Origin of the sequence: Mycobacterium sp. 155, from assembly GCF_000373905.1 — a bacterium.
GTDB lineage: Bacteria > Actinomycetota > Actinomycetes > Mycobacteriales > Mycobacteriaceae > Mycobacterium.
This window is the reverse complement of record NZ_KB892705.1, coordinates 2,196,343-2,210,952: the sequence shown is the minus strand read 5'-3', so window position 1 is coordinate 2,210,952 and position 14,610 is coordinate 2,196,343. Positions and strand designations below refer to the sequence as shown.

The 14,610-nt window shown below is 67.4% G+C and carries 16 protein-coding genes; 11 read left to right on the top strand and 5 right to left on the bottom strand.

Going from position 1 to position 14,610, the window contains the following annotated elements:
• The first annotated feature begins 36 nt into the window (after nt 1–36).
• Nucleotides 37–333, top strand: a complete 297-nt coding sequence (locus tag B133_RS0110415; RefSeq protein ID WP_018600908.1) for a hypothetical protein — start codon at nt 37–39, stop codon at nt 331–333.
• A 7-nt stretch (nt 334–340) separates the two neighbouring features.
• On the opposite strand, the gene B133_RS0110410 is transcribed toward B133_RS0110415, so the two are convergent.
• Complete coding sequence (locus B133_RS0110410) at nt 341–1,780, bottom strand: PLP-dependent aminotransferase family protein (protein WP_026256250.1); 1,440 nt, start codon at nt 1,778–1,780, stop codon at nt 341–343.
• A 210-nt stretch (nt 1,781–1,990) separates the two neighbouring features.
• On the opposite strand from B133_RS0110410, the gene B133_RS0110405 reads away from it, so the two are divergent.
• The 7 genes from B133_RS0110405 to B133_RS0110375 all read left to right on the top strand — a co-directional run bounded on the left by B133_RS0110405 (nt 1,991) and on the right by B133_RS0110375 (nt 7,999).
• Nucleotides 1,991–2,689 carry a YitT family protein gene (locus tag B133_RS0110405; RefSeq protein ID WP_018600906.1) on the top strand — a complete coding sequence of 233 codons (699 nt, stop codon included), beginning with the start codon at nt 1,991–1,993 and terminating at the stop codon, nt 2,687–2,689.
• Nucleotides 2,635–3,489 (top strand): ABC transporter ATP-binding protein, encoded by an 855-nt coding sequence (locus tag B133_RS0110400; protein ID WP_018600905.1) that lies wholly within the window; start codon nt 2,635–2,637, stop codon nt 3,487–3,489. Before B133_RS0110405 ends, B133_RS0110400 begins: the two co-directional genes overlap by 55 nt.
• A gap of 61 nt (nt 3,490–3,550) precedes the next feature.
• A complete protein-coding gene (locus B133_RS0110395; RefSeq protein ID WP_026256249.1) occupies nt 3,551–4,390 on the top strand; it encodes an NUDIX hydrolase in 840 nt (279 codons plus the stop codon).
• On the top strand, nt 4,387–5,052 hold the full coding sequence (locus B133_RS0110390) for an enoyl-CoA hydratase (RefSeq protein ID WP_018600903.1): 666 nt from the start codon (nt 4,387–4,389) through the stop codon (nt 5,050–5,052). The genes B133_RS0110395 and B133_RS0110390 overlap by 4 nt, the downstream gene beginning before the upstream one ends.
• A gap of 30 nt (nt 5,053–5,082) precedes the next feature.
• Nucleotides 5,083–6,075, top strand: coding sequence for a class I SAM-dependent methyltransferase (locus B133_RS0110385; RefSeq protein ID WP_018600901.1), 993 nt, complete (start codon nt 5,083–5,085; stop codon nt 6,073–6,075).
• Between the two features lie 26 nt (nt 6,076–6,101).
• Nucleotides 6,102–7,235, top strand: coding sequence for a hypothetical protein (locus B133_RS0110380; RefSeq protein WP_036418545.1), 1,134 nt, complete (start codon nt 6,102–6,104; stop codon nt 7,233–7,235).
• Between the two features lie 74 nt (nt 7,236–7,309).
• On the top strand, nt 7,310–7,999 hold the full coding sequence (locus B133_RS0110375) for an esterase (protein WP_026256248.1): 690 nt from the start codon (nt 7,310–7,312) through the stop codon (nt 7,997–7,999).
• 12 nt (nt 8,000–8,011) lie between these two features.
• On the opposite strand, the gene B133_RS0110370 is transcribed toward B133_RS0110375, so the two are convergent.
• Nucleotides 8,012–9,373 carry a PQQ-binding-like beta-propeller repeat protein gene (locus B133_RS0110370; protein WP_198290992.1) on the bottom strand — a complete coding sequence of 454 codons (1,362 nt, stop codon included), beginning with the start codon at nt 9,371–9,373 and terminating at the stop codon, nt 8,012–8,014.
• A gap of 94 nt (nt 9,374–9,467) precedes the next feature.
• On the opposite strand from B133_RS0110370, the gene B133_RS0110365 reads away from it, so the two are divergent.
• From B133_RS0110365 to B133_RS0110355, 3 genes are read left to right on the top strand one after another with little or no spacing between them, the layout of a single operon-like run.
• Nucleotides 9,468–10,208 carry an acyltransferase gene (locus B133_RS0110365; protein ID WP_018600893.1) on the top strand — a complete coding sequence of 247 codons (741 nt, stop codon included), beginning with the start codon at nt 9,468–9,470 and terminating at the stop codon, nt 10,206–10,208.
• Nucleotides 10,205–10,588 (top strand): YidH family protein, encoded by a 384-nt coding sequence (locus B133_RS23315; protein WP_051088109.1) that lies wholly within the window; start codon nt 10,205–10,207, stop codon nt 10,586–10,588. Before B133_RS0110365 ends, B133_RS23315 begins: the two co-directional genes overlap by 4 nt.
• A complete protein-coding gene (locus B133_RS0110355; protein ID WP_018600891.1) occupies nt 10,585–10,899 on the top strand; it encodes a DUF202 domain-containing protein in 315 nt (104 codons plus the stop codon). Before B133_RS23315 ends, B133_RS0110355 begins: the two co-directional genes overlap by 4 nt.
• Nucleotides 10,900–10,966: 67 nt before the next feature.
• Here B133_RS0110355 and B133_RS0110350 read toward each other — a convergent pair whose 3' ends face one another.
• Genes B133_RS0110350 through B133_RS0110340 form a run of 3 tightly spaced genes read right to left on the bottom strand, consistent with a single transcriptional unit; the run spans nt 10,967 to nt 14,554 of the window.
• Entirely contained in the window at nt 10,967–12,208 is a 1,242-nt protein-coding gene (locus B133_RS0110350) for a glycosyltransferase family 4 protein (RefSeq protein WP_018600890.1), read from the bottom strand.
• Between the two features lie 25 nt (nt 12,209–12,233).
• On the bottom strand, nt 12,234–13,784 hold the full coding sequence (locus B133_RS0110345) for a glycoside hydrolase family 57 protein (RefSeq protein ID WP_018600888.1): 1,551 nt from the start codon (nt 13,782–13,784) through the stop codon (nt 12,234–12,236).
• Nucleotides 13,781–14,554, bottom strand: coding sequence for a bifunctional 2-polyprenyl-6-hydroxyphenol methylase/3-demethylubiquinol 3-O-methyltransferase UbiG (locus B133_RS0110340; RefSeq protein ID WP_018600886.1), 774 nt, complete (start codon nt 14,552–14,554; stop codon nt 13,781–13,783). Before B133_RS0110340 ends, B133_RS0110345 begins: the two co-directional genes overlap by 4 nt.
• Nucleotides 14,555–14,610: the final 56 nt, after the last annotated feature.

The window sequence follows — 14,610 nt, the reverse complement described above, 5'->3', positions numbered from 1 at the left end:
GCTGCCTCCGGCGGGGCCGTCACGTAGGGTGTCGGCATGGCGAAGGTGAAGCGTGCAGTTCTGATCGGTGGTTTCGCGGTTGCGGCAACCGTGGGACAGCTGGTATTCGCCACGCAAGCTCAGGCCAAGCCGTGCCCGTCGGGCACTGTGCCGTCCAAGTTCCCGGGAGTCTGCGTCAGCGGCCCGTCGGGCGGCGGCGCTCTGCCGGTACTCACGCCGGCCAGCGAGGGCTCGGGCATCGCGAACGCGCCAGGTCAGCTTCCATCGGTCAGAGGTGTTCCGTGCACCCCCCAGAATTACGGCACCTGCCTGGCGCTGTCCCAGTATCAGTAGGGGTGCGCTAAACCACCAGCGTCGGCTGCTGCGGGCCACTTAACCCGGTGATGCTGCGCCACGCGCGCACCAGCAGCTCGATCGCTTCCTCCAATTGCGGCTCGGGCAGGGCATAGGGCAGCCGGATGAAGCGTTCCAGCGTGCCGTCCACCCCGAACCGCGGACCAGCGGGCAGATCCAGGCCGAGCCGTGAAGCACTCGCGGACAGTGCTGTGCTCATCGGTGCAGGCAGCCGCACCCACAGCGACATTCCGCCGCGTCCGTCACCGGGACGCCAGTCCGGTAGTTCGCGGGCCAGCAGGGACACCAGGTACCGCCGACGGCGGTTGAGCAGCTCGCGACGTTCCGGCAGGACCTCTGCGCGTGCAGCGAGAAGCCTTGCCGCGGCCAACTGTTCGAGAATCGGCGTGCCGAGATCGAGGGATTGCCGGATGGCGGCGACAGTGGCCAGGGTCGCGCGATCGGCGCGGATCCAGCCGACCCGCAGGCCCCCCCAGAAGGACTTCGACATGGAGCCGATGGTCAGCACCAGGTTGTCCCGGGTGACTGAGGCGGCCAGTGGGTCCGGTGGTGGCTCATCGATCCACATGTCGGAGATCGATTCGTCGACGATCGTGCGGGTGCGGGTTTCGGAAATGATCTGTCCCAACCGTTTCCGGCCCTCGGCGGGCAAGGTGAACCCGGTGGGGTTGTGACAGTCGGGTACCAGGTAGGCCAGGCTTGGTGCGAGCTGCCGCAACGCCGCGTGCACGGCGTCGAGTTCCCAGCCGTCCTCGGTGAGTGATACCGGTACCGGGCGTGCTCCGGCTTGCGTGATCGCCGACAGGGCACCGTGATACGTAGGTTGCTCGACGAGTACCCGGTCACCGGCCTGGGTATGGGCGGCCAGGATCAGGCCGATCGCGTGTTGGGCGCCGCTCGTCACCATGATCTGGTCGGCATCGGTGGGGAGTCCGCGCTCGCGATATCTCGCGGCGATCGCCTCACGGAGCGAATTGACTCCGGTGAGCTCGTGACCCGGCTCGTGCAGATACGGGGTGATGTCGTGCGCAGCCTCGGCGAACGCGTCCAGCACCGCGGCACACGGTGCGGACAGTGCGGCCGCAGCCAGGCTGACGGCCGGCTGAGTCGGTTCAGCGACCAGTTCCGGCCGCACCGGCAGGGCTGCGGTGCTGCGCGCGCCGCGGCGGGCGTTGAGGTAGCCGTCATCGCGTAGCTGGGTGAACGCCGCGGTGACGGTGGTGCGTGAAACCCGCAGCGCATCGGCCAGCGCCCGCTCACTGGGTAACCGTGACCCGACCGGCAGTCTGCCGTCGACGATCAGCAGTCGGATGGCATCGGCCAGGCCCAGATATGCGGGGCCACTCAGACTGGAAGTGCGCCAGTTTCCGAGCTCGCGGGCCAAAAGGTCCACATCCAACGCACGTGCGGCCATAACGTTACTCATGGTGAGGCCAGTATCCGTCAACTGGCTATTGATGATCAAGCCAGTTGGTCGGAATGATCGCAGCATGCGAACGAATTGGATATCTCGGCTCGCGGAAAATCTCCGCCGTGTGTACGACCCGCGCAACGGCATCGCAGAGTGTGATGCAGACGCGCGCCGGATATGCAGCGAGCTCGATGCCATCCGTGTGCGATTTCCGGACCATGCCTGATGACCGCACTCAAACGGGGCACGCTGCTGCTGATCGGCCTGTGCGGCTACGGCGTTTCGATGGGCATGATGATCCGCGCCGGCCTGGGCCTGGACCCCTGGGACGTCTTCCACCAGGGGCTGACCCGGCACACGCCGCTGACCATCGGGCTCGCATCCGCCCTCGCCGGGGTCGTCGTACTACTGGCCTGGATCCCGCTGCGCAACAGGCCGGGCATAGGCACCGTCGCCAACGTGATCGTCATTGCCGTCACTGTCGACACCACGCTCGCCCTGCTGCCCGCACCCACCGCCATGGCGGCACGTATCGCGATGATGCTCGGCGCTGTGGTGCTCAACGGCATCAGCACTGTGCTCTACATCGGTGCCGGGCTCGGCCCGGGTCCGCGGGACGGTCTGATGACCGGCCTGGTCGCCCGTACCGGGCTGTCGATCCGCTTGGTGCGAACCGCGATTGAAGCGACCGTGCTCGCGGTTGGCTGGCTACTAGGCGGCTCGGTCGGGGTCGGCACCCTCGTCTATGCCTTTGGTATCGGCCCGTTGGTACAGCTGTTCCTCAGGCTCACCCCGCGCGCCATGCTGTTCCACGATTTCAGCGGCGGGCGCGACCGAAAGTCCGTCGCCGGCATCACTACGATGGTCGAGTGCCCGAATCCGGAGAAGACGCAGCCGACAGTGCCGGCAGCGAAGACCTGCTGATCGACTTCGCCAGGGTCACGCTCCGCAGAGGTGGGAATACTCTTGTCGGACCGATCACCTGGGCCGTCGAACTCGATGAACGCTGGGTGGTGATCGGTCCCAACGGCGCGGGCAAGACGTCTCTGCTGCGGATCGCCGCCGCCACCGAACACCCGTCCTCGGGTACCGCATACGTGCTCGGCGAACGGCTGGGCCGCACCAACATGTCAGAGCTGCGCTCCCGTGTCGGGTTGAGCAGTTCGACGCTGTCACAGCGGATTCCCGACGACGAACTCGTGCGCGATCTGGTGGTCTCAGCGGGTTATGCGGTGCTGGGCCGGTGGCGCGAGAACTACGAGGAGGTCGATTACGCGCAGGCCGTGGACATGCTGGAGAGCGTCGGCGCCGAACATCTCTCCGAACGTGCCTACGGCACCCTCTCGGAGGGCGAGCGTAAGCGGGTGCTGATCGCCCGGTCGCTGATGACCGATCCGGAGCTGCTGCTACTCGACGAACCCGCGGCCGGACTCGACCTGGGTGGGCGTGAGGAGCTGGTGGCGCGGCTGGCCGATCTGGCCGCCGACCCCGACGCGCCGGCGATCGTGCTGGTCACCCACCATGTCGAGGAGATCCCTCCCGGATTCAGCCACGCGTTGATCCTGTCCGAGGGCCGCGTTGTCGCCGCCGGGCTCCTCGCGGACGTGCTGACGGCGGAGAACCTGTCCAAGGCATTCGGCCAGTCGATCGCTCTGGACGTGATCGACGGGCGGTACTTTGCGCGACGCATCCGGAGCCGGGCGGCGCACAGGAGACGGGTGTGACCGACGAGCGCTTGCGCGAGGAGCCGACGAGCACCGACGAGCGCTTGCGCGAGGAGCCGACATGACCGACCCTTTGGTCCCGAGGCCTGCGGCGACGGTGATGCTCGTGCGTGACGTGCACCGACGAGCGCTTGCCTCGGAGATCGAGGTGTTCCTGATGCGCAGGCACACGGCGATGGAGTTCGCCGGTGGCGTCATGGTGTTCCCGGGCGGCGGGGTCGACGAGCGCGATCGCAACGCCGACATCGCCTGGTACGGCCCGGAACCGGCGTGGTGGGCGCAGCGACTCGGGGTGGAGACCGCGCTGGCCGAGGCACTCGTGTGTGCCGCGGCGCGCGAGACGTTCGAGGAGTCCGGGGTGCTGTTCGCCGGCCCTGACAACGATCCCGACGCCATCGTCGGCGACGCGTCGGTGTACCGCGACGCCCGGGCCGCGCTGGCCGGCAATGCGCTGTCGTTCGCCGACTTCCTGCGCCAGGAGAAGCTGGTGCTGCGGGCAGATCTGCTCCGGCCGTGGGCGAACTGGGTGACTCCGAAAGAGGAACGGACCCGCCGCTACGACACGTACTTCTTCGTCGGTGCCCTGCCCGAGGGTCAGCGCGCCGACGGCGACAACACCGAGAGTGACCGCGCGTTCTGGAGCACCCCACAGGCCGGGCTCGACGACTTTGCCGAGGGGCGGTCGTTCCTGCTCCCGCCGACGTGGACGCAGCTGGATTCACTCAACGGCCGCACGGTCGCCGAGGTGCTGGCCGTCGAACGCAAAATCGTCGCCATCGAACCCAACCTGACCGTCACGGGCGGTAACTGGGAGATCGAGTTCTTCGACAGCGAGCGGTACAACGCGGCGCGCAGCCACCGCTCATCTGCCGGTGAGACTGCTGCGGGCGGCGCGTCGTGAACGAGTTCGTCAGTGTCGTCACGAGCGACGCGGAACCCTGGATTGCGACGCTGCTGCTGTCGCGTCCACCGACTAACGCCCTGACTCGACAGGTGTACCGGGAGCTCACCACGGCCGCCGGGGAACTGGCCGAGCGCCCGGATATCGCGGTGGTCGTGCTGTTCGGCGGCCACGAGATCTTCTGCGCGGGTGATGACGTACCCGAGTTGCGCACGCTCAATACCGACGAGGCCGCCGTGGCGGAGGGCGTGTTGCGCGACTGCCTGGATGCCGTAACCGCGATCCCGAGGCCGACCGTCGCTGCGATCACCGGATACGCGCTGGGCAGTGGACTGGCGTTGGCGCTGGCCGCCGACTGGCGGATCAGCGGGGACAACGTGAAGTTCGGCGCGACCGAGATCCTGGCCGGGTTGGCGCCCCGCGGCGGTGCGGGCCAGAGGCTGGCCGCAGTCATCGGCAGCGGTAAGGCCAAGGAGCTGGCCTATAGCGGTCGATTCGTCGGAGCCGAGGAAGCTGTCGCGTTGGGCCTGGTCGACGAGATGGTGGCACCCGATCACGTCTATGACGCCGCGCTGGCGTGGGCGCGCCGCTTCGTCGACCATCCGGTTACGGCGCTGGCAGCGGCAAAGGCGGCCGTCGACCGGCGTACCGACCGGACCTGACCCGCGCCGCCGACTATTAGGCTGCCCTGTATGACAGAGATCAAGGAATCCGGCACCGACGCTGACATGCCGGCTCCTAACCCGCACGCCACGGCCGAACAGGTCGAGGCCGCGATGCACGACAGCAAGCTCGCTCAGGTGCTTTACCACGACTGGGAAGCCGAGACGTATGACGAGAAGTGGTCCATCTCTTACGACCAGCGCTGCATCGATTACGCCCGCGGCCGCTTCGACGCCATCGTCCCCGAGGGCGAGCAGCGTCAGCTGCCCTACGGCCGGGCGCTCGAGCTGGGCTGTGGCACCGGCTTCTTCCTGCTCAATCTGATCCAGTCCGGTGTCGCTCGGCGTGGTTCGGTGACCGACCTGTCGCCCGGCATGGTCAAGGTGGCGACCCGCAACGGGCAGTCACTCGGCCTGGACATCGACGGGCGCGTCGCCGACGCCGAGGGCATCCCGTACGAGGACAACACCTTCGACCTGGTGGTAGGGCATGCTGTGCTGCACCACATTCCGGACGTCGAACTTTCCCTGCGTGAGGTGGTGCGGGTACTCAAGCCGGGCGGCCGATTCGTCTTCGCAGGGGAACCCACGAAGGTCGGCAACCGCTACGCGCGCGAACTGTCCACCCTGACCTGGCGCGCCACCACCAATGTCACCAAGTTGCCGGGCCTGGACGGCTGGCGCCGCCCGCAGGCCGAACTCGACGAGTCGTCCCGGGCAGCGGCCCTGGAGGCCGTGGTGGACCTGCACACCTTCGATCCAGCGGATCTCGAGCGGATGGCCACAAACGCCGGCGCGGTCGAGGTGCGGACGGCCAGTGAGGAGTTCACCGCGGCGATGTTGGGCTGGCCGGTGCGGACGTTCGAGGCCGCGGTGCCTGCGGGCCGACTCGGTTGGGGCTGGGCCAAGTTCGCATTCAACAGCTGGATGGCACTGAGCTGGGTGGACAGCAACGTCTGGCGCCGCGTGGTGCCCAAGGGCTGGTTCTACAATGTCATGGTCACCGGGGTTAAGCCGTCGTAGTTTTCAGTACTGCCGATGTCGCATATCTGCGGTCGGAGGCAGGCCTGCAGGCGTTGGACCAGGTGGCCCGGCGTCAGCTGTCCGACGCCAGTCTGCTCAGCGATATCGCAGCTCTCCGAACGCAATTCGGTGAGCGGGTGACGATACTGGTCGAGACGGTACAACTGCGCCGCCGGGCCGTCGCCAAGTTCGATGACCCGGCGCGCTGGTTGTTCACCGATGAGGCGCTGCAGCAGGCCACCGCGGCGCCGGTGACCGCACACCGGGCCCACCGGTTGGCCGGTGCACGAGTGCATGACGCCACCTGCTCGATCGGCAGCGAGCTTGTGGCACTGCAGAATTCGGCAGCCGACCTGGTGGGCAGTGACATCGATCCGGTGCGGCTGGCGATGGCTGCGCACAACGTGCCCGGTGTCGCATTGTGCCGTGCCGACGCGCTGCGGCCGATCACCCGCGATGCCGTGGCGATCCTGGACCCCGCACGCCGAGCGGGTGGGCGCAGGCGGTTCGATCCGCGCGCCTACACACCGGCGCTCGACGCTCTGCTGGACATTTACCGAGGTCGCGACACAGTCGTAAAGTGTGCTCCCGGAATAGATTTCGATGAGCTCGCGAGGATGGGGTTCGAGGGCGAGATTGAGGTGACCTCGGTAGGCGGGGGAGTGCGGGAGGCGTGTCTGTGGTCGCCGGGGCTGGCCGGAACCGGTGTTCGAAGGCGGGCCACCCTGCTCGACCGCGACGAACAGATCACCGATGCCGAGCCCGACGACTGTGCGGTCGCACCGGCCGGGCGCTGGATCATCGATCCCGACGGTGCCGTGGTGCGGGCGGGGCTGGTCCGACACTATGCGGTTCGGCACGGTCTGTGGCAACTAGACCCCGACATCGCCTATCTGTCCGGCGACGAGCTGCCTGTCGGGCTGCGCGGGTTCGAGGTGCTCGAACAACTCGGCTATCACGAGCGTCGACTGCGTGAGGTGCTGGCGGCACGGTCGGTCGGCGCCGTCGAAATCCTGGTGCGTGGCGTGAACGTGGACCCAGATGTGTTGCGGCGACGGCTGCGTCTGCGCGGCGCGGAGCAACTCTCCGTCGTCATCACCCGGCTGGGATCGGGCGCCGCGAGCACCGCGACGGCGTTTGTTTGTCGGCCGTCACGGTGACTGCCACGTACCCTGTGGTTGACGCGCCGGAGTCGGAGCCGGCCTGAGTTGATCGCTTGCGAGGACGACTGACAATGCGATTTCCCCCTGTAGTGGCCGCTCTGGCGGCCGGTGTGCTGATCGGCTGGCTTTCTACGCCGGTAGCGGCGGCTCAGAACGCATGTGCCGATCTCGACGGCACGGTCGATCTGGATCAGACCTGCACCGTGCACGCCGCCAACGCGGCATACACGCTCGATTACACGTTCCCGGTCGACTATCCGGACCAGCAGGCGTTGACGGACTACCTGACGCAGACGAGGGACGGGTTCGTCAACGTCTCGCAGATGCCGGGATCACGTGACCAGCCTTACGTGCTGGACGCCAAGGGAACCCGCTACAGCTCGGGTATGCCGCCTCGTACCCAGAGCCTGGTGTTCGAGGTGTATCAAAACGTCGGTGGGGCGCACCCGCAGACCTGGTACAAGGCGTTCAACTACAGCCTCCTGACCCGGGCGCCCATCACGTTCGACACACTGTTCAAGCCGGGGACCAAGCCGCTCGACGTGATCTACCCGATCGTGCAGCGCCAACTGCAGAAGCAGTCCGGTGTGGAGCAGGCGATACCGTCGAGTGCCGGGCTCGACCCGACGCACTACCAGAACTTCGCGATCACCGACGATGCGGTGATCTTCTTCTTCGGCCAGGGTGAGTTGTTCGCCGAGGCGGCCGGCGCCACGCAGGCGTCTGTGCCGCGAGATGCGTTGGCGGACTTGCTGGCGTGACCGCAGGCCCGGTCACGCCGGAGCGAAGCCGTACACCTGACCGTCGCTGGTCGCGGCGATCACCAGGCGATCGTGACCGATCGATACGCCGACGGGCCAGCCGGTGGCGTCGGGCAGCGGGTAGCTGTTGAGGGTGCGCCCGTCGCTGGTATCGAACACCATCAGCGTCTGGCCGTGCCCGCCCTCACGCGCCACGGCGTAGCCGATGCCGTCGGCTCGGCTCGTGGTGGTCAGCGGCGTGACGTCGTCGCGGGTCCACACAACGTCGCCCTTGTCGCCGTTGTCGCGGACCCCGATCAGTTTGGCGTCCGGGCCGCCGCCCGCCACGATGAGCCCGTCGGGTGACACCGACGGCGGCGTCTGGGCGAGAAAGTTCAGCGGTACCGACCACTTCGCCTTGCCGTCAGCGGTATCGATCGCCCAGAGGCGTTGGTCGCGGCCGTTGACGTACGCGGTCGATCCGTCCGCGGAGAGCACCGGGCTGGCCAGCGGCCCCTGGCCCACCGCCGTGCTGGTCCACTCGCGGTTCAGCATCGGTTTCTGATTCGGGCGGTACCGCAGGCCGACCAGGACAGGGCCTTCGGCGTCCGGCTCCCACAGGCTCAGCACCACGATGTTTGTGGCCTTGGAGAAGGCGGGCGCGGCCGCCACGGGACAGCGCGGCCGGCCCTGTTGGCAGTCACCCAGCCCGCGCTGTGAGTCGGTCGGGTCGATGCCGGTGACCAGGTCGAGCGGAGTGCCGACCACGGTGCCGCGATGGCTGTCGAACACCAGTACCTGCCCGAGATGGGTCACCACCAGCAGTTGGCCGTCGTCGAGGAGGCGTGGGGTGGTCGGCATGCCGATCACCGGTTGGCGCCACCGGATCCACTGCGTTGGCGGAAAGGACAACATAGTGCCGGGCTGACCGACGTAAAGGTTGTCGAAGCCGTCGAACAGCGGACTGGACCAGCCGCCGCCAAGTATCAGCCGGGTGCACCAGCGCTGGCGTGCGTTGTTGTCGGACTCCCAGACCATCAACGAGCAGCCGCCGGCAGTCTGACCGTTTGCGGCGAGGTAACCGGTCGCGCCCAGCGCCACCTGGGCACCCAGATCGCCCTTGACCGTGCGGCTCCAGGCCGACTTCAACGTGTCGGCTCCGTGCACTGCGCTGTAGCTGCTGTTGGCGGCGTCGGCGTACTGCGCGGACCAGCCCGACGCGGGATGCGCATCGACCCATGAATCGGTGTTCTCACACCCGGCGAGCACGCCCGTGAGCAGCGCCGCTACCGCCAGCGCAAGGTATCGGCGGATGACGGTGTCCTTTCGTTCGGGGCTCGGGCGGATCGGCACGTACGGTCGGTGCGCCCGGTCCGGCACCCGTGGTTCGCGCATGTGGTCAAGCTGAGGGTAACCGTTGCGAATGTGAGGCTGCAGGACCGGAGCGACTCCGAATTCGGTCGCCGCCGCTCGCGTAGGCTTTCGGGCCATGACGACGATGTGGGGCGCCCCGATTCACAAGCGCTGGCGGGGGTCCCGGCTGCGCGATTCTCGGCAGGCCAACTTCCTCACTTTGGACTCCCTCAAGTGGGTCATCGCCAACCGCGCCTATACGCCGTGGTATTTGGTCCGGTACTGGCGGCTGCTGAAGTTCAAGCTGGCCAATCCGCACATCATCACGCGCGGCATGGTGTTCCTGGGCAAGGGTGTGGAGATCCAGTGCACCCCGGAGCTCGCGCAGATGGAGATCGGCCGCTGGGTGCATATCGGTGACAAGAACACGATCCGCTGCCATGAGGGCTCGTTGCGCCTGGGTGACAAGGTCGTGTTCGGTCGCGACAACGTCATCAACACTTACCTCGACATCGAGTTCGGCGAGTCCGCGTTGATGGCCGACTGGTGCTATGTCTGCGACTTCGACCACAAGATGGACAGCATCGAGCTGCCGATCAAGGACCAGGGCATCGTCAAGGGTCCGGTACGCATCGGCCCCGACACCTGGATCGCCGCGAAAGTCACGGTGCTGCGCGGCACCACCATCGGCCGCGGCTGCGTGTTGGGCGCACACGCCGTGGTCAAGGGCGACATTCCGGACTACTCGATCGCCGTCGGGTCCCCGGCGAAGGTGGTCAAGAACCGCAAGCTGGCCTGGGACACCTCGGCGGCGCAGCGGGCCGAACTGGCTGCCGCGCTGGCCGACATCGAGCGCAAAAAGGCTGCGAGCAACTGAGCGAACGAACTGACGACGAAGCAGGCCCCTGTCCGGATGAAGCACAGGAGCCCGATTACCGCTTCACGCTTGCCAACGAGCGGACGTTCCTGGCTTGGCAGCGCACCGCGCTCGGGCTTCTCGCTGCCGCGGTAGCCGTCATCCAGTTCGTGCCCGAACTGGGTGTGCCCCAGGCGCGCCACATCCTCGGCCTGTTGTTGACGATCCTTGCCACACTGACCTCGGGGGTCGGTTTGTGGCGCTGGCGGCAAGTGGAACATGCGATGCGCACCGGCACGTCGTTGCCCCGCCACCCCACGCCGGCGTACCTGGCGGTCGGGTTGTGTCTGATCGGTGTGCTGGTCCTGGTCGTCGCCGTGGTCAGGATCGCCAGCCGGTGACCGCTGTCGATCCCGGTCTTCAGGCACAGCGGACCTCGCTGTCCTGGACGCGCACGGCGTTCGCGGTGCTGGGCAACGGGGCGTTGCTCATGCTCCATGACATTCAGCACCACAAAGCCGGATTCGGGTTGGTGGCCGCGTGTGTCGCGGTCGCGGTCGCGCTGCTGGTCTATGCGGTGGGGCTGCGCAGGCAACGCGTTCTGGCCCGCCATCCGCTGCCGAACCGGATCACCCCGACGCGTGAAGTCCATGTGGTGACCGTCGGTGTGCTGATTCTCATTGCGGTGTCGGTTCTTTCGTTGCCGCGCTAGGGCAGTCAGCCAGACCAAGCAATCCCGAACTGCTCGGCCAGCGTGGCACGACCGGAGTGGGTCGCCCTCAGCGGTCGGGCAGTGCGTGCTCGACGATGGGGCGGCGCGGATGTGGTTCGTGTTCACCACGTTTGGCCGCCAGGTACACCTTGGCGGTCTCGGCGGCCACGGTGTGCCAGTCGAAATCGGAGGTCAGCCGGTCTCGGGCGGTGATGGCCCGCTGCTGCGCCGCGGCGGGGTCGTCGAGCACAGCGCGGACCGCATCGGCCAGCCCGGTCACGTCCCGTGGCGCGAACGACATCCCGGTCTGGCCGTCGATCACCGCTTCACCGAGCCCGCCGACGTTGGAGGTGACCAGCGGTGTGCCGGTGGCTGCGGCCTCCAGCGCCACGATCCCGAACGGTTCGTAGTGGCTGGGCAGCACCGCAGCGTCCGCGGCATGCAATGCGGCCACCAGCTCATCGTGGGCGAGGCGGCCGACGAATCGGGTGGCCTTGAGCACCTTGTGTTTCCGAGCCTGGTCCACGAGCCACTGCTGCTGCGTGCCGTCACCGGCGACAGTCAGGGTGGTGCCGGGATGGACGCGCCGGATCCGGGGCAGTGCTGCGATCGCGTCGTGTACGCCCTTCTCGTATTCGAGGCGCCCGACGTAGAGCAACTGAGCGGGCCCCTGGCGCGGCCGGCGCCGCGCGAACGGCCACAGCGCGGCGTCGATACCGTTGCGGATCACCCTGGTCTCGGCGAGCCCGGGCCCGAACAACTCGGTGATCTCCGCGCTCATCGAGGCCGAACACGTGATCAGCGAATCCGATTCACGCGCCAGCCAGGACTCCACAGCATGTACCTGTCGGCTGATCGGGCCCGACACCCAGCCGGAGTGCCTGCCGGCCTCGGTGGCATGGATAGTGGAAACCAGTGGCACATCAAAGTATTCGGACAGGGTGATGGACGGGTGAGCGACCAGCCAGTCGTGCGCGTGCACCAGATCCGGTCGCCACGGGCCGCCGGTATGGTCCTTGATGCCCAGGCCGGTGCGCACCATCGCGTGCCCCATCGCCAGCGTCCAGGCCATCATGTCGGTGCCGAAACCGAATTCGTGCGGGTCCTGCGCGGCGGCGACGACACGGACACCCTCGCTGACTTCGTCGGTCGACGGATGCGTGCTCGGGTCGGTATCGGTCGGGCGACGGCTCAGTACCACGACTTCGTGGCCGGCCGCAACGAGCGCAGTGGCCAGATGATGCACGTGCCTGCCGAGACCGCCGACGACCACCGGCGGGTACTCCCACGACACCATCAGGATTTTCATGGCTGGTGCTTTCTCCGGCTGGTGGTCATTTGGGGAGCCGACGTGCGTCGAGGGCACCGAACAGTCCGTCGGCCCTGTTCCAGCCGTCTGCCAGGCGGCGGGCGTGCTTGAATCGGCCCGATGCCAGCGCATCGCAGATTTCCCGCGTGGCGTGGGCGTGTAGGTGCGCGCGGTAGCGTGCATAGTCGGCCGCGGAGTCCTTGCTGACCATGAACGACCAGTCACTGGACACTGTGAGCAGGGTTTCCCGCAGGATCTGGTCGGCGACATGATCCCGCGGGGTGGGGGACCCTAACGCGGTGTTCTGGGTGAGGGCCTTGTCCACCGTGCTCAGCGCGGTGTCGACGACCTCGGTGTTGAGCTGGACGAGGTCGCTGACCGCTGGACCGTTCCAGACCTGCCAGTCCTTGCCCGAACCCCATGAGCTGGGTGGTAATTCGACTGGGGCACCGACGAATCCGTCGGCCTTGGCATCGGCGAGGGTGCCCACCCGGATGCCGGCCTCGGGCAGTGCCCGCAGCACCCGCTCGAGCCACACCGGACCCTCGTACCACCAGTGGCCGAACAACTCGGTGTCGAATGCCGCGATCACATGCGCGGGCCGGCCGATGCGTTCTCCCTCGCTGAGCAGTCGCCGACGCACGACCGCGACGAAGTCCGTGACGTGGTCGTCGATGGCCCGGTCGGCGCGCTGCGGGTCGTAGGGCGCCTTGTCCTCGGAGGCCATGTTGCGTCCCGTGACCCGAGCCGGTTTCAGGCCGGTGGTGTGGTCGTAGGTGTGGAAGTCGCGGTAGGCGGCGTGCCCCGGATAGCCGGACTTGGGGGACCACACGCGATAGCTGACCTGTAGGTCGCGTCCGAACGCGATGACGTCGGAGTCGCCGACCGGGCGGCCCAGCGCCGTGTCGCCGTGCAGCGACGGGCCGTCGACCATGAAGTGGCCCACACCCGCTGCGGCATAACCGGTTTCCATGCCCGGCGCGTACGCACATTCTGGTGCCCAGATACCTTGCGGGGCGTGGGCGAAGCGCGCCTGGGCGTCGGCCAGCCCCTCACGCAGCGCGAACTCACGCAGGCGCGGGTTGAGCAGCGGCTGGAACGGGTGGGCCAGCGGGCCGCCGAGCAGTTCGATGGTGTCTGCGTCGATCAGTTCGCGCAGCATCGGACTGGCACCGTGCCGCCACCGGATGGAGAAGTCCTCGACCGCCGCGGCGGCTTCGGCATGCTCGCGAACCCCGAACTCGCGCAACCCTTCCGGGCTGCTCAGCGTTGTGGCCTCAAGCGCGCGTAACTGCCAGTTGGTCAGCCAGTGGTGCATACCGGTGAGGCAGTACGGATCGTCGAGCTGTGCGGTGACCACCGGTGTCATACCCAGCGTGATCAGGTGGCTGCGGTCCTCGGCGGCCAGGGTATGCAGTACCCGCATCAGCGGCAGGTAAGCCGCCGACCAGGACTGGTAGAGCCATTCTTCGCCCACCGGCCAACGGCCGTGATGGGCCAGCCACGGTAGGTGCGTGTGCAGGACCAGAGTGAACAGCCCCGGTACCGGTTCGGGGTGTGAGCTCGGGGCATTCACGGGCGTACCGCGACCGCGACCAGGTCGAGGCTGTCATCGATGTTGCGTTCCCCGGCCGGAGTGATGTCGAAGTCGTCGGTGGATACCGCCGCGACGTCGGCGAGCAGCCGCTCGGGCCAGGGTGCGTCGGCGACCGCGCGCGCCACCTGGGCGTCGATGATCGAACCGCCGTGGCGGGCATCGAGTTCGGCCAGGGCGGGTCCGTGGAAAACTCCGTACAAACCCTCGATCTGGAACCCGGCGTCTTCGAGCAGCTCGGTGAGCTCGGCGGCGTTGAGTTCGCGGGTGTGGAACGGGTTGAGCGGAGTGTCGCGGCCGGGGGAGAAGGTGATCCGGTTCGGGGTCGACACCAGGAACACACCGCCGGGGCGCAGCACCCGGTAGCACTCGGCGACGAATTGTGCCTGGTCCCATAGGTGTTCGATGACCTGGAAATTAACCACGACGTCGACCGCGCCATCTGGCAGGGGAAGTTCGGCGAGGTTGCCGTGCCGGATGTCGACGCGCGGATAGCGGGCCCGGACATGGGCGACCGTTGCTTCGTCGTAGTCCAGGCCGATGACCTTGCGGGCGACGTCGGCGATCAAATCGGCGCCATAGCCTTCGCCGCAGCCGGCTTCCAGCACGTCGCGCCCGGCGCAGCGCTCGGCGAGCCGCTGGTACACCACCTCGTGCCGGCGGAACCAGTAATTCTCCTCGGCCAAGCCGGGGATGGTCCGCTCGCCTGTCAGTGGCAGAGCGTCTTCCGGACCGTCAACAAATGTGCTCATTGCAACGCAGGCTAACCCAGTCGACCGGTTGGTGGCCTACTCGTGAACGGTTCCCT

Excerpts from the sequence above, each read along its gene's own strand:
- B133_RS0110415 (WP_018600908.1), top strand. The coding sequence starts at position 37 with ATGGCGAAGGTGAAGCGTGCAGTTCTGATCGGTGGTTTCGCGGTTGCG.
- B133_RS0110410 (WP_026256250.1), bottom strand. The coding sequence starts at position 1,780 with ATGAGTAACGTTATGGCCGCACGTGCGTTGGATGTGGACCTTTTGGCC.
- B133_RS0110405 (WP_018600906.1), top strand. The coding sequence starts at position 1,991 with ATGACCGCACTCAAACGGGGCACGCTGCTGCTGATCGGCCTGTGCGGC.
- B133_RS0110395 (WP_026256249.1), top strand. The coding sequence starts at position 3,551 with ATGACCGACCCTTTGGTCCCGAGGCCTGCGGCGACGGTGATGCTCGTG.
- B133_RS0110385 (WP_018600901.1), top strand. The coding sequence starts at position 5,083 with ATGACAGAGATCAAGGAATCCGGCACCGACGCTGACATGCCGGCTCCT.
- B133_RS0110375 (WP_026256248.1), top strand. The coding sequence starts at position 7,310 with ATGCGATTTCCCCCTGTAGTGGCCGCTCTGGCGGCCGGTGTGCTGATC.
- B133_RS0110370 (WP_198290992.1), bottom strand. The coding sequence starts at position 9,373 with ATGCGCGAACCACGGGTGCCGGACCGGGCGCACCGACCGTACGTGCCG.
- B133_RS0110365 (WP_018600893.1), top strand. The coding sequence starts at position 9,468 with ATGACGACGATGTGGGGCGCCCCGATTCACAAGCGCTGGCGGGGGTCC.
- B133_RS0110350 (WP_018600890.1), bottom strand. The coding sequence starts at position 12,208 with ATGAAAATCCTGATGGTGTCGTGGGAGTACCCGCCGGTGGTCGTCGGC.
- B133_RS0110340 (WP_018600886.1), bottom strand. The coding sequence starts at position 14,554 with ATGAGCACATTTGTTGACGGTCCGGAAGACGCTCTGCCACTGACAGGC.